This is a genomic window from Jannaschia halovivens (genome assembly GCF_046452375.1).
Taxonomy (GTDB): domain Bacteria; phylum Pseudomonadota; class Alphaproteobacteria; order Rhodobacterales; family Rhodobacteraceae; genus Jannaschia; species Jannaschia halovivens.
The window spans coordinates 470,616-494,388 of record NZ_JBKFDJ010000001.1 but is presented as its reverse complement, the minus strand read 5'-3'; the positions used below and the strand labels follow the sequence as shown (position 1 = coordinate 494,388).

The 23,773-nt window shown below is 67.8% G+C and carries 20 protein-coding genes and 1 tRNA gene; 7 read left to right on the top strand and 14 right to left on the bottom strand.

The features are described 5' to 3' along the window. Positions 1-65: 65 nt before the first annotated feature. A complete protein-coding gene (gene gltA / locus ACK8OR_RS02510; protein WP_410187894.1) occupies positions 66-1,361 on the top strand; it encodes a citrate synthase in 1,296 nt (431 codons plus the stop codon). 73 nt (positions 1,362-1,434) lie between these two features. Here the strand turns inward: gltA and ACK8OR_RS02505 are convergent, their stop codons facing one another. Further along, positions 1,435-2,544 carry a DUF6456 domain-containing protein gene (locus ACK8OR_RS02505; protein WP_410187893.1) on the bottom strand — a complete coding sequence of 370 codons (1,110 nt, stop codon included), beginning with the start codon at positions 2,542-2,544 and terminating at the stop codon, positions 1,435-1,437. A 207-nt stretch (positions 2,545-2,751) separates the two neighbouring features. On the opposite strand from ACK8OR_RS02505, the gene ACK8OR_RS02500 reads away from it, so the two are divergent. Next, entirely contained in the window at positions 2,752-3,039 is a 288-nt protein-coding gene (locus tag ACK8OR_RS02500; protein ID WP_410187892.1) for a DUF6477 family protein, read from the top strand. 4 nt (positions 3,040-3,043) lie between these two features. On the opposite strand, the gene ACK8OR_RS02495 is transcribed toward ACK8OR_RS02500, so the two are convergent. Beyond that, on the bottom strand, positions 3,044-4,588 hold the full coding sequence (locus ACK8OR_RS02495) for a trimethylamine methyltransferase family protein (RefSeq protein ID WP_410187891.1): 1,545 nt from the start codon (positions 4,586-4,588) through the stop codon (positions 3,044-3,046). A 144-nt stretch (positions 4,589-4,732) separates the two neighbouring features. On the opposite strand from ACK8OR_RS02495, the gene guaA reads away from it, so the two are divergent. Continuing rightward, the gene (guaA, locus tag ACK8OR_RS02490) at positions 4,733-6,307 is read left to right on the top strand and encodes a glutamine-hydrolyzing GMP synthase (protein WP_410187890.1); all 1,575 of its coding nucleotides are present in this window, start codon (positions 4,733-4,735) and stop codon (positions 6,305-6,307) included. A 106-nt stretch (positions 6,308-6,413) separates the two neighbouring features. Here guaA and ACK8OR_RS02485 read toward each other — a convergent pair whose 3' ends face one another. Beyond that, positions 6,414-6,911 (bottom strand): GNAT family N-acetyltransferase, encoded by a 498-nt coding sequence (locus ACK8OR_RS02485; protein WP_410187889.1) that lies wholly within the window; start codon positions 6,909-6,911, stop codon positions 6,414-6,416. Position 6,912: 1 nt separating this feature from the next. Further along, entirely contained in the window at positions 6,913-8,457 is a 1,545-nt protein-coding gene (locus ACK8OR_RS02480; RefSeq protein ID WP_410187888.1) for a helicase HerA-like domain-containing protein, read from the bottom strand. A 396-nt stretch (positions 8,458-8,853) separates the two neighbouring features. Here ACK8OR_RS02480 and ACK8OR_RS02475 point away from each other — a divergent pair, with 396 nt between their 5' ends. Next, a complete protein-coding gene (locus tag ACK8OR_RS02475) occupies positions 8,854-9,552 on the top strand; it encodes an invasion associated locus B family protein (protein WP_410187887.1) in 699 nt (232 codons plus the stop codon). A 56-nt stretch (positions 9,553-9,608) separates the two neighbouring features. On the opposite strand, the gene ACK8OR_RS02470 is transcribed toward ACK8OR_RS02475, so the two are convergent. The 4 genes from ACK8OR_RS02470 to ACK8OR_RS02455 are packed head-to-tail and all read right to left on the bottom strand — an operon-like array spanning position 9,609 to position 13,768. Next, positions 9,609-10,811, bottom strand: a complete 1,203-nt coding sequence (locus tag ACK8OR_RS02470) for a beta-ketoacyl-[acyl-carrier-protein] synthase family protein (protein ID WP_410187886.1) — start codon at positions 10,809-10,811, stop codon at positions 9,609-9,611. After that, positions 10,808-11,071 (bottom strand): acyl carrier protein, encoded by a 264-nt coding sequence (locus tag ACK8OR_RS02465; RefSeq protein ID WP_410187885.1) that lies wholly within the window; start codon positions 11,069-11,071, stop codon positions 10,808-10,810. The genes ACK8OR_RS02470 and ACK8OR_RS02465 overlap by 4 nt, the downstream gene beginning before the upstream one ends. Continuing rightward, complete coding sequence (lpxD, locus tag ACK8OR_RS02460) at positions 11,064-12,161, bottom strand: UDP-3-O-(3-hydroxymyristoyl)glucosamine N-acyltransferase (protein WP_410187884.1); 1,098 nt, start codon at positions 12,159-12,161, stop codon at positions 11,064-11,066. The genes ACK8OR_RS02465 and lpxD overlap by 8 nt, the downstream gene beginning before the upstream one ends. A gap of 35 nt (positions 12,162-12,196) precedes the next feature. Then, the gene (locus ACK8OR_RS02455) at positions 12,197-13,768 is read right to left on the bottom strand and encodes a L,D-transpeptidase family protein (RefSeq protein ID WP_410187883.1); all 1,572 of its coding nucleotides are present in this window, start codon (positions 13,766-13,768) and stop codon (positions 12,197-12,199) included. A gap of 272 nt (positions 13,769-14,040) precedes the next feature. Between ACK8OR_RS02455 and ACK8OR_RS02450 the strand changes: the two genes are divergently transcribed. Continuing rightward, positions 14,041-14,616: a YcbK family protein gene (locus ACK8OR_RS02450; protein WP_410187882.1), complete on the top strand. Its 576-nt coding sequence runs from the start codon at positions 14,041-14,043 to the stop codon at positions 14,614-14,616. A 72-nt stretch (positions 14,617-14,688) separates the two neighbouring features. Here ACK8OR_RS02450 and ACK8OR_RS02445 read toward each other — a convergent pair whose 3' ends face one another. The 5 genes from ACK8OR_RS02445 to ypfJ form a co-directional block, all read right to left on the bottom strand. Next, the gene (locus ACK8OR_RS02445) at positions 14,689-15,765 is read right to left on the bottom strand and encodes an ABC transporter ATP-binding protein (RefSeq protein WP_410187881.1); all 1,077 of its coding nucleotides are present in this window, start codon (positions 15,763-15,765) and stop codon (positions 14,689-14,691) included. A 62-nt stretch (positions 15,766-15,827) separates the two neighbouring features. Next, on the bottom strand, positions 15,828-16,259 hold the full coding sequence (locus ACK8OR_RS02440) for a hypothetical protein (RefSeq protein WP_410187880.1): 432 nt from the start codon (positions 16,257-16,259) through the stop codon (positions 15,828-15,830). A 132-nt stretch (positions 16,260-16,391) separates the two neighbouring features. Next, on the bottom strand, positions 16,392-20,393 hold the full coding sequence (locus tag ACK8OR_RS02435) for a Hint domain-containing protein (protein WP_410187879.1): 4,002 nt from the start codon (positions 20,391-20,393) through the stop codon (positions 16,392-16,394). Between the two features lie 798 nt (positions 20,394-21,191). After that, positions 21,192-21,276 (bottom strand) — tRNA-Leu (locus ACK8OR_RS02430). A gap of 39 nt (positions 21,277-21,315) precedes the next feature. After that, complete coding sequence (gene ypfJ / locus ACK8OR_RS02425) at positions 21,316-22,185, bottom strand: KPN_02809 family neutral zinc metallopeptidase (protein ID WP_410187878.1); 870 nt, start codon at positions 22,183-22,185, stop codon at positions 21,316-21,318. A gap of 76 nt (positions 22,186-22,261) precedes the next feature. Here ypfJ and ACK8OR_RS02420 point away from each other — a divergent pair, with 76 nt between their 5' ends. Both ACK8OR_RS02420 and ACK8OR_RS02415 read left to right on the top strand, forming a co-directional pair. Continuing rightward, positions 22,262-22,840, top strand: coding sequence for a YqaA family protein (locus ACK8OR_RS02420; RefSeq protein WP_410187877.1), 579 nt, complete (start codon positions 22,262-22,264; stop codon positions 22,838-22,840). Next, positions 22,837-23,301, top strand: a complete 465-nt coding sequence (locus ACK8OR_RS02415; RefSeq protein ID WP_410187876.1) for a disulfide bond formation protein B — start codon at positions 22,837-22,839, stop codon at positions 23,299-23,301. Before ACK8OR_RS02420 ends, ACK8OR_RS02415 begins: the two co-directional genes overlap by 4 nt. Positions 23,302-23,322: 21 nt before the next feature. Here ACK8OR_RS02415 and ACK8OR_RS02410 read toward each other — a convergent pair whose 3' ends face one another. Beyond that, positions 23,323-23,613, bottom strand: a complete 291-nt coding sequence (locus ACK8OR_RS02410; RefSeq protein ID WP_410187875.1) for an usg protein — start codon at positions 23,611-23,613, stop codon at positions 23,323-23,325. Positions 23,614-23,773: the final 160 nt, after the last annotated feature.

The following is a 23,773-nucleotide window of genomic DNA, read 5'->3' as shown; positions in this document are numbered from 1 at the left end:
CGAAAGCGCCGCTTGATCAACAGGTTGCATGGCATCGCTCATGTGGCCGACCCGGAAGGACAGACATGGCAGACACCTCCAAGACCGCGACGCTCGACATCGATGGCACGAGCTACGACCTGCCCATCCACAGCGGGACGACCGGCCCCGACGTGGTCGATATCGGCAAGCTCTACGGTCAGTCGGGGCTGTTCACATACGATCCGGGCTTCACGTCGACCGCCGCCTGCGAGAGCGCGATCACCTTCATCGACGGCGACGAAGGTGTCTTGCTGCACCGCGGCTATCCGATCGGCCAGCTGGCCGAGAAGTCGCATTATCTCGAGGTCTGCTACCTTCTGCTCTACGGCGATCTGCCTTCGGCGGCCCAGCTCGAGGATTTCGAGACGCGTGTAACGCAACACACGATGATCCACGAGCAGATGCACAACTTCTTCCGTGGTTTCCGCCGCGACGCGCATCCGATGGCCACGATGGTCGGCGTCGTCGGCGCGATGTCGGCGTTCTATCACGACAGCACCGATATCACCGACAGCTGGCAGCGCGAGGTCGCGTCGATCCGGCTGATCGCCAAGATGCCGACGATCGCGGCGATGGCCTACAAGTACTCGATCGGCCAGCCGTTCGTGTACCCGCGCAACAACCTCGATTACGCGTCGAACTTCCTCAACATGTGCTTCTCGGTGCCGGCAGAAGATTTCCAGGTCGATCCGATCCTGTCGCGCGCGATGGACCGGATCTTCACCCTGCATGCCGATCACGAGCAGAATGCCTCGACCTCGACCGTGCGCCTCGCTTCGTCGTCCGGCGCGAACCCGTTCGCGTGCATCGCCGCGGGCATCGCGTGTCTCTGGGGTCCGGCCCATGGCGGGGCCAACCAGGCATGTCTCGAGATGCTGCGCGAGATCGGAACGGTCGACCGCATTCCAGAATACATCGCGCGCGCCAAGGATCGGGACGACCCGTTCCGCCTGATGGGCTTCGGGCACCGGGTCTACAAGAACTTCGACCCGCGGGCGACCGTGATGAAGGAGAGCGCCGACGAGGTGCTGGAGCTTCTGGGGATCGAGAACAATCCGACACTCCAGGTCGCCAAGGAGCTGGAGAAGCAGGCGTTGGCCGATCCGTATTTCGCGGAAAAGAAGCTCTTCCCGAACGTGGATTTCTACTCGGGGATCATCCTCGAGGCGATGGGGTTCCCCACCTCGATGTTCACGCCGATTTTCGCGCTGTCGCGCACGGTCGGCTGGATCTCGCAGTGGAAGGAACAGCTGAGCGATCCCGCCCTGAAGATCGGGCGCCCACGCCAGCTCTATACCGGGCCGATGCAGCGCGACTACGTGGACGTCGAACAGCGCTGATCTCTGAAATTGCGATGCCAGGCGCCCCGGTCCGACCGGAGCGCCTTTCGTCTGCGGTGGGTGGTAAGCGAATTCAGCGCAGGCCGTCGTAATGCGACTTCAGCCGCTGGAGCGCGATGCGCAGGACGATCTTGCCCGAGCGCGCGGCCCAGCCCATGCGCTTCTCGGCGGCCTCCATGCCCTCGAGGAAGCAGCACACCCGCAGGACGACATCGGCCAGCCCCGGCCCGAGAGCGCGGAGCGCCTCCGAGACCCGCGCGCGCGCATCCTCGGGACCCGAGGCGGGATCGCCCGCCCCCATCTGGCCCCGCCCGCCGGCGGTCAGGAACCGCTCCCAGTTCTGGCCCACGCGCGGGCCCATCTGCGCGCGCTCGAAATCGGTACGCAGTCGCTCACCCGCGATGACGAGATCGAGGTCGAGGAACGGCTTGCCGTCGCGGTCGCGCTTGCGGGCGAGCGAGCCCAGCGGTGATTCCGCAAGGTTCACGCGAACCGGCTGCGTGCCGTCCCCGTCGGAGATGATACGTTCGCCCATCTCCATGTGCTGGGTCAGGAACGGGCTCGGGGCGTCGGCCATGCCGCGCGCGGCCTGCCGCGCCGCCAGCCCGTCCGACAGCATCCGCTTGAGCGCCGCGCGCCCGGTCTCGGTGATGCGATAGCGCGTCACGCGCCCCGCCTTGAAACAGGCGATCCAGTCCTTGAGGACGAAGGCCTGGGCCACGCCGCGTGGCACCGTCGCCGTCCGGGTTGGCACGTCGCCCGTCTCGCGCAGGACGACGGCCTGCGGCATGCCCTGGCCAACCACGAGAAACGCGTCCGCCTCGGTCAGACGGCGCAAGACGCGCTTCGCCTCGCGCTGAAGGGTCGCATCGTCGATCAGGGTCGCGGGATCGGGCATGGCTGACATGTTGGGGGCGTCCTTCGTTGGGTCCTTGGTCTGCTCGGAACAGGACCGCCGCAGGTCGGCGAGACGGTCCATGATGTCATCCACGAGAGGGTCATCCCGGCGGATCTCGATTCGACGCACCTGTCTGAGGATGGTCGATGCCGCGCAGCCCCGCTCGGCCGCCACATCGCGCAACGGGCGCCCCTGGCAGGCATGCTCGACATAGGCATGCACGGCCGGGGGCACCCATTCGGGCAGATGCGACGAAGCAGTCATCGGGGCGGTGGGCGCGGTCATTTCGGGGTCCGGAAGGTCTGTGGAGAACGGCGTCAGGACTGGCCCCGATTGGTTACCAAGGCGTTAATCGCGACCCCGCCCGTCGCGAATGTTTCCAAACTGTAAACAGCGCGAACGCACCGTTCGCACCCCCCGGCGGCCACGCAACAGCACCCGCCGCCGGGTCATGGTGATCGCAACCGAACCTCAGGTGAACAGAGCGACCCTATGTGCAAGATTACCAACGATCTCAACAACCTCCGGCGCCCCGAACTGCTGGTTCAAGCGGCCGCGCACGGCACGCAGCGGTATCGGCGGCGGCGCGACCTTCGGCGGATGCTGCGCGCGGCGATCCCGGTCGATGCCCGGGCGGCGCTCGAAAAACTGCTGCCGCTGGAAGCCGCGCTCGAAGGTCGCAGACGGACGCGAGACAAGAATTACAGCGTCGCACGGCATGTCGACATCCTGTCGGCGCTGCTGGCCGAGGCGCGCGTTTTCCGCCGCGTGTCCGCCTGAAGGCTCAGCCCCGCTCGGCGTCGAGCTCCGCGTGACGCTTCGCGACATAGGCCCGAAGCGCGTCGCGCTTCTCCGGGTCGAGCGCGGGCGTCTCGTAATCCGCGAGCAGCTTTTCGATGCGAGCGGTCGCCAGCGCGCGGGTGTCGCGCCCACCTTCCTCGGCCCAGGTCTCGAACGGCTTGTAGTCGAAGAGGTTCGACCGCCAGAACGCCGTCTTGAAATGCGCCTGCGTGTGCGCGCATCCAAGGTAGTGCCCGCCGGGTCCGACCTCGCGGATCGCATCCATCGCCTGCGCGTCCTCGTCATGGGCGATGCCCTGCGCCATCTTGTGGAGCGTACCCAAAAGGTCCGCATCCATGACGAACTTCTCGAAATCGGCAACGAGACCGCCTTCCAGCCAGCCGCAGGCGTGGAGCATGAAGTTCACGCCCGAGAGCAGCCCCGCGTTGAGCGAATTCGCCGTCTCGTAGGCGGCCTGCGCGTCGGGCAGCTTGGAGGTGCAGAAGGATCCGGCCGATCGGAACGGAAGTCCCATCCGCCGCGCGAGCTGGCCCGCGCCATAGGTGATCTGCGCCGCCTCGGGGGTGCCGAAGGTCGGCGCGCCGGAGTTCATGTCGATCGAGGTCACGAAGGCCCCGAAGATCGCAGGCGCGCCCGACCGAACCAGCTGACTGTAGGCGACGCCGGCCATCACTTCGGCCAGCACCTGCGTCAACGTGCCGACGACCGAAACGGGCGCCATGGCGCCGCCGACGATGAAGGGCGAAATGATACAGGCCTGGTTGGCGGCGGCGTATTCCTCGAGCGCGCCCATCATAATCCCGTCGAAGGTCAGGGGCGAGTTGATGTTGATCAGGCTGACCAGCGCCGTGCGCCCGTTCAGGCCCTTGCCGTCGCCCTCGTCGAAGAGAATGTCGCACATCTCGACGGAATCGCGTGCCCGGCTCGGTTCGGTAACCGACCCCATGAAGGGTTTGTCGGTCAGCGTCATATGCGCCATCAGCATGTCGAAATGCCGCCGGTCGACATCGACATCCGTCGGCTCGCAGACGGTGCCGCCCGAATGCTGGAGCCATTGCGACATGTGCCCCAGCTTCACGAATTTCTCGAAATCGGCCATTGTCGCGTAGCGCCGCCCGGATTCGTCGCGCACGAAGGGCGGTCCGTAGACGGGGGCGAGGACGAGGTTCCGGCCGCCGATCTCGACGTTCTTCTCGGGGTTGCGCGCGATCTGGGTGAAACTCGAGGGCGCCGTGCCACAGAGCTTTCGCGCCAGGCCGCGCGGGATACGGACGATCTCGCCGTCGATCTCGGCCCCGGCGGCACGCCAGCGTTCGAGTGCGGCCGGGTTCTCGACGAAGGCGACGCCGATCTCTTCGAGGACGGTCTCGGCGTTGCGCTCGATGATCTCCAGCGCCTCGACCGTGAGCGGCTCGTAGTCAGGGATGTTCCGGGTGATCGTCGGCGCGGTCACGACCTTGCCGCTGGTCCGCTCGGCCCGCCGAGCCGCCCCGCCGCCGCCGCGCTTTCTGCGTGTCATTTCGACCATCACCGGACCCCTTCGCTGCGGCTCTGATCCGGAGATACAGCGCGTCCCACCGCGCCCGCCGCGCATTTGCGGCCCGCAAGGGCGAAAGGCGACACGCGGCGTGGCGGCTTGCCAGCCCGGAGGCCGCGGCGTAAGCCCCCGGCCATGGACAAACAGCCCGATCACCAGCGCCTCCTCATCGTCGATTTCGGCAGCCAGGTGACGCAGCTCATCGCCCGCCGCCTGCGCGAGTTGAACGTCTATTGCGAGATCCATCCGTTCCAATCGGTGACCCCTGCGTTCCTGGCCGACTTCGCGCCGCGTGCGGTGATCCTGTCGGGCGGCCCGGCCTCGGTGCCCGATGAAGGCTCGCCCCGCCCGCCGTCCGAGATCTTCGAGCTGGGCGTGCCGATCCTCGGGATTTGCTACGGCCAGCAGGTGATGCAGCAGATGCTCGGCGGCGAGGTGAAGCGCGGTGAGGGCACGGCCGAGTTCGGGCGCGCCTACGTGTCGCCCGAGGGCAAGCTCGACCTTCTGGACGGCTGGTTCGACGGGCTGGAGGCCACGGGCCGCGAGCAGGTCTGGATGTCCCATGGCGACCATGTCAGCCGGTTGGCGCCGGGCTTCGAGGTGTTCGGCACATCGCCCAATGCGCCCTACGCGATCACCGCCGATCCCGCGCGGCACTTCTACGCCGTGCAGTTTCACCCCGAGGTGCATCACACCCCCAAAGGCGCCCAGCTCTACGAGAATTTCGTGCGGCTCGCCGGGTTCGACGGCGACTGGACCATGGCCGGCTACCGCGAGCAGGCGATCGCCGCGATCCGCGCGCGGGTGGGCGATGCCAAGGTGATCTGCGGACTGTCAGGCGGGGTCGACAGTTCGGTCGCCGCGGTCCTGATCCACGAGGCGATCGGCGACCAGCTCACCTGCGTCTTCGTCGACCACGGCCTGCTGCGGCAGGGCGAGGCCGAGGAGGTCGTGATCATGTTCCGCGACCACTACAACATGCCGCTGATCCACGCCGACGAGCAGGAGCTGTTCCTCGGCAAGCTCGAGGGCGTCAGCGACCCCGAGACGAAGCGCAAGATCATCGGCGGGCTCTTCATCGACGTGTTCCAGAAGTATGCCGACGAGATCGAGGGCGCGGCCTTCCTCGCGCAGGGGACGCTCTACCCGGACGTGATCGAAAGCGTCAGCTTCTCGGGCGGCCCGTCGGTCACAATCAAGAGCCATCACAATGTCGGCGGCCTGCCCGAGAAGATGGGCCTGAAGCTGGTCGAGCCGCTGCGCGAGCTCTTCAAGGACGAGGTCCGCGCGCTGGGTCGCGAGCTGGGCCTGCCCCCCAGCTTCATCGGTCGCCATCCATTCCCCGGCCCCGGCCTCGCCATCCGCTGCCCCGGTGAGATCACCCGCGAGAAGCTGGAGATCCTGCGGAAGGCGGACGCGGTCTATATCGACCAGATCCGGCGCCACGGGCTCTATGATGACATCTGGCAAGCCTTCGTCGCGATCCTGCCGGTCCGCACGGTCGGCGTCATGGGCGACGGACGGACCTACGATTTCGCCTGCGCGCTCCGCGCGGTCACCAGCGTCGACGGCATGACGGCGGATTACTATCCATTCAGCCACGAGTTCCTGGGCGAGACCGCGACCCGTATCATCAACGAGGTGCCAGGCATCAACCGTGTGACCTACGACATCACGTCGAAGCCCCCTGGCACGATCGAATGGGAGTGACTGCGTTCACGAAGGTGAACGCAGTCGGCGGCAAGGTGACAGTCGCAGACTGTCACAGCCGCACAGTCCGGAATCAGGCGCCCGGTCCAATTTGCTCCCCGGGCATTTAACGACCCGCGACGTCGCTCCGCCGCTCCATCATCACCACGTCGCGCCACGTGCCCGCCATCGGCCCGTAGGTCATGCGCCCGAGCCGCGTCCGCGTGCCGAGCACCGCGAAGCCGCAGGCCGTGTGGAGCGCGATGCTGGCACGGTTCTCGGGGAAAATCTGCGCGACGAGCGTCCACCAGCCCGCGGCCTCGCTCTCGGTGATGAGGCGGCCTAGGAGTGCGCGTCCGATCCCCTGCCCCGCCGCGGCCGCGCCGATATAGGTGCTGACCTCGCCCACCCCCGAATAGGTGCAGCGCGACGACATTGCCGAAAGTCCCGTCCAGCCAAGGACGATCCCGTCCCGCTCGGCGACAAGGGCGAGCGCATGCGCGTCGTGGAACGCCGGCCAGTCGGTCGGATCGTCGCGGAACGACGCGTGGCCGGTGGCCAGCCCTTCGGCATGGATCGCCGTGATCTCGGCGGCGTCGGCGGGGCGCGGCGGGCGCAGGATCACCTCAGCGTCCGCGGAAGAGCCCGCCGAGGACGCCGCGCACCAGTGCCTTGCCCGCGCGCGTCCCGAGCTGGCGCGCGACCGACTTCGCGAAGGTCGTGCCGACGGAATCGCCGCGGCTGCGCGGACGCGAGGTCGAAGGGCTGACGCGCTCGCCGGAATAGCGGCGGCCGGCCTTGTACTCGCGCTCGCGCGCCTCGGCGGCCTCCTCCTCGGCTTCGGCGCGGGCTGCGTCGGCGGCGGCCTTTTCGGCTCGCGCCCCGAGAATTTCAAATGCGCTCTCGCGGTCGACCTCCGCCTCGTATTTGCCCATCAGGCCCGTGCCCGAGATCACCTGCCGCCGTTCCGCCGAAGTGATCGGGCCGAGTTGCGAGGCGGGCGGGCGGATCAGCGTCCGCTCGGCGACTCCGGGGATGCCCTTTCGCTCAAGAAGCGAGGTCACGGCCTCGCCCACCCCGACCTCGCGGATGGCGTCCTCGATGTCGAAGCGCGGGTTCTCGCGGTAGTTCTGCGCGGCCTGCCGCAGGGCCTGCCGGTCCTTGGCGGTGAAAGCGCGAAGCGCGTGCTGCACGCGGTTGCCGAGCTGACCCAGAATGTCCTCGGGCACGTCCTCGGGGTTCTGGGTCACGAAGAACACACCCACGCCCTTCGATCGGATGAGGCGCGCGACCTGCTCGACCTTGTCGACCAGAGCCTTGGGCGCCCCGTCGAACAGGAGATGCGCCTCATCGAAGAAGAAGACGAGCTTCGGCTTCTCGGGATCGCCCACCTCGGGGAGTTGCTCGAAGAGCTCGGAGAGGAGCCAGAGTAGGAAGGTCGCGTAGAGGCGCGGCGCGGCCATCAGTTTGTCGGCGGCCAGGATGTTCACCATTCCGCGCCCGTCCGACGCCAGGCGGATGAGGTCGTCCAACTCCAGCGCGGGCTCGCCGAAGAGGTTCGCGCCGCCCTGCCCTTCGAGTTGCAGGAGCCGCCGCTGGATCGCACCGACGCTGGCCGTCGAGACGTTGCCGTAGCGCAGCGACAGGTCCTTGCGATGCTCGCCCACCCAGACCAGCAGCGCCTGCAGGTCCTTGAGATCGAGGAGCGCAAGCCCCTCCTCGTCGGCGACCCGGAACGCGATGTTGAGCACGCCTTCCTGCGCATCCGTCAACTCCATCAGCCGCGCCAGCAGAAGCGGCCCCATCTCGGAGACGGTCGTGCGCACGGGATGGCCCTGTTCGCCGTAGAGGTCCCAGAACGTCACCGGCGTGGCCTCGTAGCCGAGGTCGAGGCCGATCTTCGCGGCCCGCTCCATGAACGGCCCGTGCAGCTTGTGGTCGGCGCTGCCCGCCATGGCGAGGCCCGAGAGGTCGCCCTTCACGTCCGACAGGATCACCGGGACGCCTGCGTCCGAGAATCCCTGCGCGAGGATCTGGAGCGTGACGGTCTTGCCCGTGCCGGTCGCCCCCGCGATCAGGCCGTGCCGATTGGCGTAGTCCAGCCGCAGATGCTGGGGCGTCGCGTAGTCCGCGCCGCCACCACCCACGAAGATCCCGTTCGTTGCGTTCATTTCGTTCCCCCGGTGCCGTTCACGGCATGTTAATCCCGCCCTGCCATACCAGATGCGGGCGGGGCGTCACCATGCGCCGTGCCCACCCTCCCTGTCGACTGGCCGCGCGGCTTCTTCGTCGTGCGGCCCTTTTTTCGTGCGTTTCCCGTGACCTGCACGTCACGAAAAACCGCGTTGACGGCTGGGGAATCGCGGCCTAGGGTCCGCTCCATATCTAGTCGGCCAGTCCGGCAGGGAGAGAAAAAAAGACGGAAAAGGGTCCTGCTCACGGGCCCTTTTCTGCGTCTGGGGATCGGGGTCCACGCCCGTGGGGATCGGGCCGCGCCACAATCCCCCTGCACCCCGCCGAACGGCCATGCTAAGGCGGGCCAAACCGACCCTGCAGGAGACCCGTACATGACCCCCATCCGAACCGCTTCGCGCCGGGCCGCCGCGCTGATCGCGCTGGGCCTGATCCTCGCCGCGCCGCTTCACGCGCAGGAGGCCGAGGCCCCCGCGACGACGACCGAGACCGACGCCCCGGCGGAGGCTCCGGCCGACGCCGCGACCGATGCGAACGCCGATGGCGAGACCGCGGCCCCGCCCCCGGGTGGCGCGCTCTCGACGGGCACCGCGGTCGGCGCCGCGGCCGGTGGCGGTCCCGAGATTTATGTCCGCGAGGAGCATGGCGACTGGGAGGTTCGGTGCCTTCGCGCGCCCGAGGGGCAGGACGATCCCTGCCAGCTCTACCAGCGAATGAGCGATCAGAACGGCAATCCGACGGCCGACGTGAACTTCTTCGACGTCCCCGACGGGGGCGAGATCGTCGCGGGCGCGACCGTCCTGACGCCGCTCCAGACGCTTCTGACCGCGCAGGTCACGCTGACGGTCGATGGCGGCCAGCCGCGCCGCTACCCGTTCAGCTTCTGCGATGCGTCCGGCTGCTATGCCCGGATGGGGTTCAGCGCCGCCGACATCGCGTCGTTCCGGGCCGGCAACGCCGCCACGTTGGTCGTGGTCCCGGCGCTGGCCCCCGACCAGGCGGCGCAGCTGACCATGTCGCTGACGGGCTTCACCGCGGGCTATGCCGCCGTCGAGGTGCCGAACCCCGAGTGACGCACGCGCGACCACGATGACGATCCGGGCGGTCCCAGGGGGCCGCCCGGTTTCGTTCAGGGGGCCGTCAGCGCCAGTGTCGCGTTCATGCCGCCGAAGGCGAACGCATTCGACAGGCACGCCGTCACGCGTGCGTCCCGGGCCTCGCCGGGGATGTAGTCCCAGGGGCAATCCGGGTCGCGCGCCGACCAGTTGGCCGTCGGCGCCAGAACGCCATCACGCAGCGCCATGATGCAGGCCAGCAATTCGATCGCCCCCGTCGCGCCAATGCAGTGGCCGTGCATCGCCTTGGTCGACGAGATCGGAGGCGGCGCGCCGGCGAAGACCGCGCCGATCGCGGCACTCTCGATGCGGTCGTTGGCTACCGTCCCGGTGCCATGCGCGTTGACATAGCCGACGGCATCGGGGTCGAGCCGTGCATCCGCCAATGCGCCGCGCATCGCGCGCTCGGCGCCGTCCTGCGACGGTTGCACGATGTCTGCCGCGTCAGAAGTCATCGCGAAACCGGCGATCTCGGCCAGGATCCGTGCGCCCCGCGCCATGGCCCTGTCGCGTTCTTCAAGGACGAAGACCCCCGCCCCTTCGCCCTGCACCATGCCGGTCCGGGTCGCACAAAAGGGCCGGCAGGTATCGCGCGCGAGGACCCGCAGGCCTTCCCACGCCTTGATGCCGCCAAAGCAGAGCATCGCCTCGGCGCCACCGGCCAGCATGACATCCGCGCCGCCACCCCGGATCATCTGGGCGGCCTGCCCGATGGCATGGTTCGACGACGCGCAGGCGGTCGAAACCGTGAAGGACGGTCCACGCAACCCGTGCCGCATCGAGAGATGCGCGGCGGCGGCGTTGTTCATCAGGCGCGGCACGACGAAGGGATGGACGCGGTTCTTGCCGCCTTCGTAGACCGCGCGGTAATTGTCGTCCTGCGTGTTCAGCCCGCCGCCCGAGGTCCCGAGCACGACCCCCGCGCGCAGACTCTCGACCTCGGTCAGCGCAAGCCCGGCCTGCGCGACGGCCTCGGCTCCGGCGCGGAGCGCGAACTGGGTGTAGCGGTCATAGAGCGCCAATTCGCTGCGGTCGAAGAGTGCCGTTTCGTCGTGGTCGCGGACCTGCGCGCCGACGGTCACCGACAGCCGTTCGACGTCGCGGATGTCGAGCGGGCCGATGGCCGAGCGCCCGTCCCGCATCGCCGCCAGCGTCGCATCCACATCCGAGCCGAGCGCGTTGACCGTGCCCGCGCCGGTGATGACGACGCGCCTCATGCGTGCTGGGTCTCCACCAGACGGGTGACCGCCGCGACGACGGCTCCGACGGACGAGATGTCGAACGCGCTCGCTTCGGGGGCGTTGGCGTTGAACGGCACCTGGATGTCGAACGCCTCCTCGATGGCGAAGATCGCTTCGACCACACCCATGGAATCTATGCCGAGATCCGCCAGCGACTGTTCGTCGGAGACGTCGGCGACATCGATCATCGCCTGCTCGGCGAGGATGGCGTGGATGCGGGCGCGCAGGTCAGTCATCGCGACCCTTCTGGACAAGCGCCGTGACGGTCTTGCGAAGCTCGGCCACCTGTTCGCCCAGCCGCGGCAGACGGCGGAGCGCCTTGTACATCGCCATGTTCGTCTCCATCGCGGTGCCCGGATAGCCGAGGATCACGTCGCCAGCCTTGACCCGCGTGAAGATCTTGGTGGCCCCGCCGGCGACCACGTCGTCGCCGATCTCGATGTTGTCGTTGACGCCGACCTGCCCGGCGAGCACGACGCGGTCGCCCACGGTGCTGCCTCCGGCCATGCCGACCTGCCCGCAGATCAGGCAGTCCCGCCCGATGCGGTTGTTGTGGCCGATATGGACAAGATTATCGATCTTGGTGCCGGACCCGATGGTCGTGTCGGCCACGGTCCCCTTGTCGATGGTGGCGTTCGACCCGATCTCGACGTCGTCACCGATGGTCACGGCGCCCAGCGAATGGATGCGGATCCACGGCTGGGGCACGATCTCGCCCTGGTCGCCGAGGCTGCGGCGGGCGCGCTCGACGCCGTTCTCGTGCTCGGTCACGAAGCTGAAGCCGTCGCCGCCGATCACCGCGCCGGGCTGGATCACGATGCGGTCGCCCAAGGTGACGCGCGACCCGATGACAACGCGCGGACTTATTTGGGCATCGTCGCCGATCGTAGCCTCCGCGCCGATGACGGTGCCGGCCCCGATACGGACCCGTCGGCCGATCCGCACACCGGCGGCGACTTGTACGAAGGGTCCGATGGCCGCACCGACGCCGATCGCGGCGGTGGGGTCGATGACGACAGACGGGTGGATACCATCGGCCATTCGCGGTCCGGGGTCGAGCGCGGCGGTGATGCCGGCCATCGCCAGTCGCGCGCGCGGGACGGTCACCGCGCCGTCGAGGCCCATCGCGGCCCAGTCCGCCCCTTCCCAAAGGATGGCGGCGCGGGCGGCCCCCGAGGTCAGCGCGTCGGCATAGGCGGGCGACATCGCCAGCGCGAGATCGTCCGGCCCGGCCGCAGAAGGCTCGGACGCACGCCGCAGCCGGAGCGTCCCGTCACCGAGGACGGGGCGGCCCAACGTGTCCGCGATCTCTTGCAGGGTGAACATCTTCGGCCCTCGGAGCGGCGTGCCCCGGCGGGGACTTAACTCCGCCCGGCGCTCAGTTCCACCCCGGCCTCGCGCAGCGCGCGCAGCACCCTTACGTCACGCCCGTAGGGATCGCCGCGATAGTTGGCGCGCCCCGTCGGCGTGACCCAGGCGGACCAGTAGACGAGGTGGACGCCGATCGGCTCCTCGAGGTTGACGCGCCGTTCGCGCCCGCTGGCGAGGATGCCGTTGAAATGACCGCGGGGGTCCGCCTCCTGCGGGGTGAGCAGGTGATAGGCCAGCTCGAGCGGGCGGCCGACGCGGACACAGCCATGGCTAAAGGTCCGCACGTCGCGGGCGAAGAGGCTGCGCGACGGGGTGTCGTGCAGGTAGATGTTGTACTTGTTGGGGAACATGAACTTCACCCGCCCGAGCGCATTGCGCGGCCCCGGCGGCTGCTTGAGGCTGTAGGGGAAGTTCCGCGCGGTGTAGCGGCTGAAGTTGATGGCGTTCCGGTTGACCCGGCCATTGCGCGAATAGACCTCCAGGTGACGGGCTCCGCCCCGGCGCAGGGCCGGCAGATACTCGTTGACCGTGATCGAACGGGGGACGTGCCAGTACGGATTGATGACCATATGCGTCATCGTATGGCTGAATTCGGGGGTGCGACGGTCGGGCGTGTCGGCGCCCACGACGACGACCGTGTCGAAGGTGACCTTGCCGTCATCGACCACGTAGGCGTGCTGTTCGGCGAGGTTCACGAGGACATGCCGCTGCTCCAGCGGCTTGTTCATCCAGCGCTGTCGCTCAAGTCCGACGACGATCTGCGCCATCCGGTCTTCGAGCGGCACGTTGATCGCGGCCAGCGTCGCGCCCCCGGCCTCGCCGTCCGGGGTCAGTCCGTGGTCGACCTGGAAGGCACGGATGGCCGAGGCCATGGCCTCGTCGAAACCTGACACGGCCGAGCGCCGGAGGTACCCCATGCGGATCAGGCGGTTGCGAAGCGCCACGACGGCGGGTCCCTGCGCGCCGAGCGCCAGCGTGCCGCCGGGCACCGTGGCGCCCCAGCCGCCGGCACGACGCGCTTCCTCCAGCCGCAGCTTCTCGCGGAGAAGACGCGTGTAGGCGGGCGAGGTCGGCCAGAGGCTCTGGACGAAGGCGAAGGGATCGCCCTCGGTGAACGCGGTGATCTGTTCGAGCCAGTCGCGCTTGGGCACCTCGACCACGATCGAGCGGTCGACCTGGCGGGGATCGAGGATGCCCGAGCTGACGTCCTGGGCATAGCGCAAGAAGCGCCGCGTCATCTCGACCTCGAGCGCGCCGCGATCGGCGCCGGTGCGGGCGGCGGCGAAATCGCTGCGGATCGTGGCCGCGTCGTAACGACCGGTCGGCAAACCGTGATCGGCCGCGGCATCCAGCGCCCAGAGGAAGGCCGCGCGGCGCGTCTCGGCCCCTTCGCCCATCCAGATCGGCGTGAAGTTCCGCGACCGGTAGAATGCCGCGATGGCGTCGTCCTCGGACGCGGCTTGCGCCACCGCCTGCTGCAGCGGCGTCACCAGCGGCTTCGCGACGACGGGCGACGCCGCGAGGATCAGCGCCGCGGCCAGGGCGGAGATTTTCGGTATCATGATGCGGTCCTTCGGCAGTCCAGACGACCCTAACGTCAAGGAAATGCGAGTCCATTCACGATTTGCCAATTTCTGGCGCGTAGGCTCGGGAGCAACAGATGCGGACGAGTTCCATCCCGTTCGCGAATTGGCGGATTTCCGCGCAATTGTCTCCGGCCGCGGTGCGCGATTCGGGGAATCGCCAAACTTATGCCACATCCGTCTCGTCACATGGGGATGAGGCAGAAGTGATCGCAACGTCGATCGCGAACAGTGAACGGGGCAAGACACACATGACCGATCTATCGGGCCGGACTTCCACGATTTCTCGTCGTGGGCTGCTCGGGGCTTTCGCCGCAACGGCGATCACCGCGGCACCCACCTATTCGAATGCCGCAGGATTCCTGCGTGGCGGCGGCGATATCCGCCGCATCAAGATGCACAACGCCCGGACGGGCGAGAGCATGGACACGATCTACTGGATCGAGGGCAAATACGTCCGCGACGCCATGAACGAGATCAACTTCTTCTTCCGCGACTGGCGTCGGAACGAGGTGAAGCAGATCGACAACCGCACCCTCGACATCATCGCGGCGACCCACAACCTCGTGGACGCGTCCGAGCCGTTCCTGCTGCTGTCGGGATACCGCTCGCCGGCGACGAACCGGGCCCTGCGCGCGCGGTCGCGCGGCGTGGCGCGGAACTCGCTGCACCTTCAGGGCCAGGCCGCCGATCTTCGCCTGTCCTCGCGCTCCGTGCGCCAGGTCGCCCGCGCGGCGGCCAGCTGCGGTGCCGGCGGTGTCGGCAAGTATTCCGGTTCGAACTTCACCCATGTCGATTGCGGCGTTGTCCGCACCTGGGGCGGCTGACCGCCACTCCCACTTGCCTCTCGCGATACGCGCCGCCCCCCGCCCCGGGGGCGGCTTTCGCGCGTCCGGACTTCAGGTCTCAGGGAAGACGAAACACCGATCCCGGCGGATGGACAGCCAGAGAACGGTTCCCGGCTTCGGCAGGAACACCGCCGGAACCGTCGCGGTCACGACGGTGCTGCCATCATCCATCAGGAATTCGATCAGGCTTTCCTTCCCCATGAACCGCGCCCGCTGCACGAGGCCGCGCGCGGGCACGCCCTCGGTCGGTGTCGGCGCCGGTCCGCGTCCGCCCCGGTCGAAATCCAGCCGGACATGCTGGGGGCGGAAGACGATCTCGACCGCCGTGCCGTCCGGCAGCCCCGGGGCCAGGAACTGGCCGAAGGGCGTTTGCGTCAGCGCCCCATGCACGTCGCCATGCAGGATATTGATATCGCTGAAGAACGCCGCAGCATCTCGGTCGGCGGGCGTGTTGTAGAGGTTGTAGGGCGCGGCCCGCTGCACGATGCGCCCGTGGCGCATCAGCGCGATCTCATCGGCCATGCGCATGGCCTCGTCGGGCTCGTGCGTGACCAAGAGGACGGCGGTCCCCTCCTCCTTGAGCATGGCAAGGGTGGCATCGCGGATCTCGTCGCGTAGCCGGTTGTCGAGGCCCGAGAACGGCTCGTCCATCAGCATGATGTCGGGCCGGGGCGCCAGCGCACGGGCCAGCGCGACGCGCTGCTGTTCGCCGCCCGAAAGCTGGTGGGGATGAAGATCGCCATAGCCTGCAAGGTCGATGCGCCGCAGGAGTTCGGCCACGCGCTGGCCGGTCGCGGCGCCCCGCGGCAGGCCGAAGGCGATATTATCGGTGACGTTGAGATGCGGGAAGAGCGCGAAATCCTGGAACATGAGGCCGACGCCCCGCCGCTCGGGCGGGACATGGACGTGGTCGTCGGCCACCAGACGTCCGTTCAGCGTGACGGTGCCCGCATCTTGACGATCGACGCCGGCGATGATCCGCAGCGTCGTCGACTTGCCACAGCCAGACGGCCCCAGAAGGCAGGTGACGCGCCCGGCTGCGACCGACAGGTCAATCCCGTCGACGACGTTCCGCCCCCCAAGGGTGCGCGTCAGGCCCTTGGCCTCGAGGCGGAGTTGCGTCGTCACCCAAATACCCGAGCGTTACAGTCGGGTTGGACTAGCAGCCGCGCCGGTGGCGGTCCACCCGATCAGAGGACTTCGCCGACCTGCTTTTCCTGCCGCGCGTAGAGGTAGATCAGGAAGGACAGGAGCAGGACGCCGCCAAGCGCCAGCCAGGCGGACGTGCCGCCGCCCGCCATCGCGATGACCGACGGTTCGGCCACGACCAGCATCCAGACATAGAGCACGACCAGCGTGAGGAAGGAGAAAGCCAGCATCCAGACCGCCGGGCGCAAATGCGCCAGCAGGCAGAGCGCGCCCACGAGCGCCAGCGTGACATGCGCGCCCCACACCCCGTGGACCCAGCCGGGAATCGAGCCGAGCCATGCGATCTGCGCGTCCGAGTAGAGCGCCATCCAGCCGGTGCGCATCCCGTAGGCCACGAAGACGTATTCCGCCATCGCGAGGAGACCGTAGACGAGGGCGATCGCCCCCATGACGTAGAAATGCCAGCGCCGCATCCCGGGCCCCCATCATTGTGATCCCGCAGCGAATATCACGGATGCCGGGCGATACAAACGCGAAGGGGCGCGGTCACCCGCGCCCCCTGGGCTCGACCCGCGGGCGATGGCCCCGGGCGATGCGATCGTGGATCAGCGGGCCAGAAGCTCGGCTTCCTTGCGCTTGAGCATCCGGCGGGCCGCGACATAGGCGACCCGGCCCTCGTGGCCGCGCAATTCCGGGAAGATCGCGAAAATCTCCTCGCGCTGCGGCGCGCCCAGACCCTTGAGCGTCTGGTCGCCGGGCTGGAAGCTCTCGGTCCAGGCGCCGTCGGACAGGATGACCTCGTGATTGTCGAACATCACGTGGATGTAGGTCGTGTCCTCGGGGTCGACGCGCTCGATGCCGGGCCGACCGACCAGATGCTTGGCCGCGATCAGGACCTCCCGCTCGTCGAAATAGAGCATGGTCTCATCGTTCGCGATCAGCATCCGGTGCTGCGGCGAGACCTTCATGTCCCGCTCGGGCAGGCCGTGACCCAGAGCGCCCGCACGGATCAGGACCGGGCGCAGCGCGCCATCGGCCGCCAGCTCGGCGGCCTCCATGCTGCGCGACCCGATCCAGCGCACGACCTGGATGCCGTTGTCGCGGGTGATGATCCGGTCGCCGACACTCAGCGATTCGACCGGAACTTCGCCCTTCGGCGTCGCGATCAGGGTGCCGGGCGTGAAGCAGGGCACGACGTTCTCGATCTCGGTGAAGCCGAGCGTGGTTCCGTCGTCGAAGAAGACGGTGCCATCCTCGCGGTCGGCCGAGGTGTATTCCACCCGGTCCACACCCGCGCCGGTCAGGTCCAGCGTGTCGAAGTCGTCACCACCGGCACCGCCGTCGACCGTGTCGCCGCCATTGCCGCCGAGGAACACGTCGCGATCGTCCCCGCCCGAGAGCGTGTCGAGCCCGTCGCCGCCGACGATCGTGTCGTTGCCGGTCCCTCCGGTGATCGAATCGTCCCCGTCGCCGCCATCGAGGCTGTCGTCGCCGGCGCCGCCATCGAGCGTGTCCTCATCGATCTCGCCGAAGAGCGTATCGTTGCCCTCGCCGCCCGACAGGCTGTCATCGTCGTCGGCGCCGAAGATCAGGTCGTCCCCGATGCCGCCATCGACCACGTCGCGACCGTTGTCCTGAACCAGATCCCGATCATCGGGGATGTTCAGCGCGTCGGGCGCGCCGGGTCCGAAGCCCGCGTAAATCGTGTCGTTGCCCGAGCCGCCGAGGATCGTGTCCGACCCCTCGCCGCCGACGATGAAGTCGTTGCCGTCGTCGCCGTCGATCAGGTCGCGGTCGAAGCCGCCGTCGATCGTGTCGCGGCCCGAGCCGCCATTGATCGTGTCGTCGTCGTCGCCGGTCGAGATCCAGTCGTCGCCGCCACGCCCTTCGACGTTGTCGCGATCGTCGTTCGGATCGTCATCCGACGGGAAGAGGCCGGGATAGCCCAGGTCGGGCGAGCCCACGACGCCCGCGACGATGGTGTCCGCGCCGCCATTGCCGGTGATGAGGTCGTTGCCGAGCCCGCCGATGACCGAGTCGCCGTCCGCACCGGAGCGCAGCGTGTCGTCGCCGTCGCCGCCGTCCAGCGTGTCCTCGCCGCTCAGGCCGCGGATCGAGTCGTTGCCGTCGCCACCCGAAAGGCTGTCGTCGCCGAGACCGCCGAGCAGGGTGTCGTCGCCCTCTTCGCCGAAGATGGTGTCGTTGCCCGCACCGCCTTCGATCAGGTCGTCGCCGATCCCGGCCTCGACGCTGTCGTCGCCGTCGCCCGCGTCGATTTCGTCATCACCGTCACCGGCGAGGATGGTGTCGTCACCGCCGCCGGCCAGGATGATGTCGTCGTCGCCGACCTCGCCCGGAAGCAGCGCATCATCGTTGTCGACGAAGTCGCCATCGGGGTCGCCGGTGTAGTCGATGTCGATCAGCTCGCCATCTTCGGTGCCCTCGACGATGCCGTCCCGGACGACGCCGCCAATGACGTTCTCGATGTTGACGAAGCTGGCGGTCTCGCCGGTCGGCTTGCCATCGGGGCCGGTGAAGAAGATCGTGCCGTTCTCGGCATTGTCGGGGTCGAACTCGACGATCGCGTCCACGCCGGTCAGGTCCAGCGTGTCGAAATCGTCGCCGCCTTCGTTGCCGTCGATGACGTCGCCCGGGGTCACCGAGATGAACGTGTCACGGTCGTCGCCGCCGAAGAGCTCATCCTGCCCTGCGCCGCCGATGATCGTGTCGTCCCCGGCCTCGCCGAAGATCGTGTCGGCACCGTCGCCGCCCGTCAGCAGGTCGTCGCCCGCGATGCCGGTCGGATCCTCGAAGCCGATGACGGGTGCGTGGAACACATCGGTGATGTTGATGCCGGAATCGGCGTCGCCGGTCATCTCGTGCAGGATCTCGATCCGGCTGACCGGGCCCGCGATGTCGACGGTGACCGAGTAGTCGTCCGAGCTGTCGGGCTGATAGCCGCCATTCGAGCTGGCCATGCCGCCCGCGACGGTCAGGTTCGAGCCGCCGGTCAGGGTGACCGGGACGGGCTTGCCGTCGGCATCGTAGGCCACGACCGTGACCTTGCCGTCGCCGTCGATGTCATTGATGTTGAACGAAACATCGCAGACGGGGCCGGAATAGTCGAACGCGTATTCGGCCGCGAACTCGTCGTCCCGGATGATCGACCCGAAGGACGAATTGTCGTTGATCGTCTCGCTGCCACTGTCGATTCCGTCGACGTTCTGGTCGTCGGTCTCGAACTGGTTGCGGACGGTGCCGACCTCCTTGGTGGTCGTGAACGAGACGGTGACCTCGCCCGTGTCCTGGGTGAGGCTGTCGCGCGCGACCTCGTCACCGTAGCCATGCGCGTGCGACCAGTTGAAGCTTTCGCGCGCACCGCAGATCGGCGCGCCCTTCGTGCCGCCGGTATCGCCGAAGATCAGGTCGTCATCCTTGCCGCCGTCGATGACGTCATCGCCCGCGCCACCCGACAGGACATCGTCGCCCTTGCCGCCGAGAATGGTGTCATTTCCGTCACCGCCGTCGATCGTGTCGGCCGCGCCGTCGTCGCTGGCAACCGAGGTGTCGCCGTTCTTGATCGACGTGGCGTCGTAGCCCGTGATCAGGTCGCCGCCCGCGCCGCCGTCGATGCTGTCGGCACCGCCGCGGCCTTCGATCTTGTCGTCGCCGGAACCGCCATCGATGGTGTCGGCATCATCGCCGCCAAAGATCGTGTCGCGACCGGACCCGCCGTCGAGGACGTTATGGCCCGCGCCGCCGCTCAGCTGGTCGTTGCCCGACCCGCCGAGGATCGTATCCGCCCCCTCGCCCCCATAGAGCGCATCGCCATGCGCGCCGCCGTCGATCAGGTCGTCGCCCTTGCCGCCGTCGATGGTGTCGCAGCCGTCTTCGCCGTTCAGCGTATCGTCCCCGGACTCGCCGAAGATCTTGTCGTTGCCGGTGCCGCCGAAGACGATGTCGTCCGCCTCGCCCGCGTAGACGGTGTCGTGTCCGCCGCCGGCCAGGATCAGGTCCTCGTTTCCGGTCGTGCCAGCCACGCCGATCGCGTCATTGGCGTCGACGCGATCGCCCTGCGCATCCACGTATGTCGTGTCGATCAGTTCGCCCGCCGCGGTGCCGTTGACAACGCCATCGCCCTGCCCGGCGTCATAGACGATGTTGTCCACCGCGCCCGAGCCGTCGAACTTGACGACCATCTTGCCGACGCCCTCGGTGTCGAGATGCACGACCTTCTGGCCGCCATTTGCGGTGGTCACGTCATATTGGCGGATGAAGTTGCCGTGTTCGTCGTAGAGCTTGATCCAGATCGGCTCGTCGGCGTCGAGCACCGTGATCGAGTGCATGTCGACCTCGCCGTCGAAGTCGAAGGTCAGCATCCCGCCATGGGCCTCGTCGTCGGGATCGTGGCTGTCGCCGTCCTCGGACAGGATCAGAACCTTGCCCAGGTTGCTGGTCGCCAGGTCGTAGTCGCCGCCGGTCGGGTGGGCTGTGTCGAAGATCATCGGCGGGTTGTGCCCGTTGCCCGAGGTGACGGTGACGCCATCGAGCTGATCGTTGATGATCGTGCCGGCCGAGAAGGAATTGAAATCGATTGTCGTGGTCATGGCAGTGACTCCCCTATGCCGCGCCGTGGCGCGGACGCCGCGCGGCATTTCGGCAAACAATGAACGAATGGCGGATCACCACGGAGCGCGGGCGACAGGCGCCGCGATGGCGGGCGACGGGCAGATCGAATGTCACGACGGCATCTCCGTGGTCGGTTACGTTACCGGCCCTCGGGGGAACGATGTGCTGTCGAAAACGAAGGCGGCGGCGCGCGAACGGGTCAGAGAGGGCGACACGACGGCAGGGAACGCGGGCCCCGACGGACCAGCGATGTGCGCGTATCGGCGCACATCCGCGTACCTGTGCCGAATCCGTACCCCGGACCCTAAGCTCGTGCGACCGCCCCAACGGCCAGCAGACATCGCCCCCCAGTCGGGCGTCCCTCGGTCTTAACGGATGGTTGACCCTGATCCAACCCATTGCGGCACAATCCGGGCAGCCCCGTCCGCGTTAACCATTCTCACGAAACGAAAATGTCGGAGCGGCCCTGATTGTGCCGTTAACGGGTTGCCCGAACGGAAACGTTAACCCGCGCGGCGGAGTCTCGCCTATCCCTGCTCCGCAAGGCGCGATCGGCTTCGCCCACTGGCCGGATCGCCACGGGACATCCGCAGTGTATCGGCCCGTCGGTAAGCCGGTCGTTTCCGAAATTGTGACGGAATGTGTCAGAAATGTGGCGGCCCGGAACTGCTCTGTTTCGGATTACGCGACGCAACGTCATCTCCGACGTCGCCGGATTGGAAATGGTTAACGCCATTCGAGCGAATCGTTTACCGCGCGGAGCGCGTTGCTGCCTTTGGTACCCGTGGTCGGACTCGAACCGACAAGCCTCGCGGCGGGGGATTTTGAATCCCCTGCGTCTACCAATTCCGCCACACGGGCAGCGGGGCCGCGCTTACGCGTGCGGCCCGGCGCCGTCAATCACAGCCTGTCAGCCGAGAACGTGTCGCAGGCCGTCATGTCGCCGGTCTGGTAGCCGGTCATGAACCAGCGCGCGCGCTGCTCGGACGTGCCGTGGGTAAAGGTATGGGGCCGCGGCACGCGGCCCGCTTCGCGCTGAAGCGTGTCGTCGCCGATCTCGCGCGCGGCGTTCACCGCCTCCTCGAGGTCGCCGGGTTCGATCGCGCCGAAGCGGGCCTGTGCGTAGCGCGCCCAGATCCCGCTGTAGCAATCGGCCTGAAGCTCGATCCGCACCGAGATGGCATTCGATTGCTCGGTCGATGACTGCGCCCGGATCGCGTTGGCCTGGCTCAGGATGCCCAGCTCGTTTTGGACGTGATGCGCGATCTCGTGGGCCACGACGTATGCTGCGGCGAAGTCTCCCCGCGCGCCGAGCTGCCGCTCCAGCGTCGTAAAGAAGGCCGTGTCGAGATACGCCTTCTCGTCCGCCGGGCAGTAAAACGGGCCCGTTGCGCCCGACGCGCCGCCGCAGGGCGACTGGGTCACTTGGCTGAAGAGCACCAGCGTCGCCGGGTCGTAAGGTTGCCCCACCTGCTCGCGGAAGATCTCGGCCCAGACCTCCTCGGTATCAGCCAGCACGACGGACACGAACTGCCCCTCCTGCCGCTCGGCCTCGGACAGGGGTCGGCTCTCGCCCGCAGGGGCCGAGGTCTGGAAGCCGCCGCCCCCGCCCGACAGGAACGGGGTGACATCGATGCCGAAGAACCAGCCGATCAGAAGGACGGCGATCAGTCCGAATCCGCCGATGCCACCGACCGCGGCCTTGCCGCCCCCACGCCGTCCACGACGGTCCTCGATATTGGCGCTCCCGCGCCGGCCTCTCCACCGCATGATCGGACTCCCGTGTCGGTTGTGCAGAAGACAATCTAACTTGACCCGGCCGGGGTTCCATGGGACCGCCCCCGACATGCTGCGCGCACTCTATGACTGGACCCTGCATTGGGCCGCCCATCGCCACGCGCTCTGGGTGCTCGCGGCCGTCAGCTTCATCGAAAGCTCCGTCTTCCCGATCCCGCCCGACGTCCTGCTGATTCCGATGGTGATCGCGGCGCCCCATCGCGCCTTCCGCATCGCCGCCGTCTGCACGATCGCCAGCGTCCTCGGCGCGCTTCTGGGCTATGCCATCGGGGCATTGGCCTTCGAGACGATCGGCGAGCCGGTGCTGACCGCGCTGGGCAAGGCCGACAGCTTCGACGGCTTCACCGCGCGCTACAACGACTGGGGCGCGTGGGCCGTCCTGATCGCGGGCATCACGCCGTTCCCGTTCAAGGTCATCACGATCCTCTCGGGGGCGACGGGCCTCTCGATTCCGGTCTTCATCGTCTCGTCCATCGTGGCGCGGGGCCTGCGGTTCTTCATCGTCGCGGGGCTTCTGTGGAAGTTCGGGCCGCCCGTGCGGGACTTCATCGAGCGCCGCCTCGGCCTTATGTTTACCCTCGCCATGGCCCTCCTCCTCGGGGGCTTCCTGCTGCTGAGGGTTTTGTGAGACGTCTCATCGCCTATGCCACACTGGGTCATGTCGGCCTTCTGGGCGGGGCCTTCGTGTTCCAGGCGCTGGGTTACGCGCCCTGCGCGATGTGCCTCTGGCAGCGCTGGCCTCACGCGGCGGCGATCCTGATCGGCCTCGTGGCACTCGCGGGGGTGATGCCGCGCGCGATGGCCCTCGTTGGGGCGGCGGCAGCGGCGGTTACGTCTGGGATCGGGGCCTATCACGCGGGCGTCGAACAGGGCTGGTGGGAGGGGCCGTCCTCCTGCACCGGCGGCGGCGACGCGCTGGGCGGGCTCAGCGGCGGCGACCTTCTGAGCACCGACATCCCCGAGACGCTTGTGATGTGCGACGATATCGTCTGGCAACTCGGGCTGACGATGGCGGGTTGGAACGCCGTCCTGTCGGCGGGCCTCGTGGTGGTCTGGCTGATGGCCGCGCGGTCGCGGTCCCTGCGCTGAGCGTGAAACGCCCCGCCAGGGTCAATGTAGCGTGAACTCCCCGGTCACGTTCCGCCATTCGCCCGGCGCGATCATCTTGCGATGCGCGAAGCGGATCGAATGAAGCGGGCCCTCGATCTCCTGCCCCCAGAATTCGATGAACCGGAAGAGGCGGGGATGATCCGGCGCGAGGTCGTAATCCTGCCAGATGAAGGTGTTCAGCACATGCGGATGGTCGGGCATGTGGTAGTACATCTCGGCCGTCGTCAAACCGTATCCGGCGAGCATCAGCTCGGTCTCTGAGCGGGGATCGGGGGCGGGTGTTGCGGCCATGGGCGGCACCTCCTTCGTCGCAGCGTGACACCCATTCCCTTACGATCAATGAAAACGGGGCGTTGGCACTCGAATGCTCCGGCTGCAAGGACTTGGCGCAACAGGTCGTTGAGCCCATATCGAGGGGGTGATACAGAGATCGCAGACTAGATATTGACCG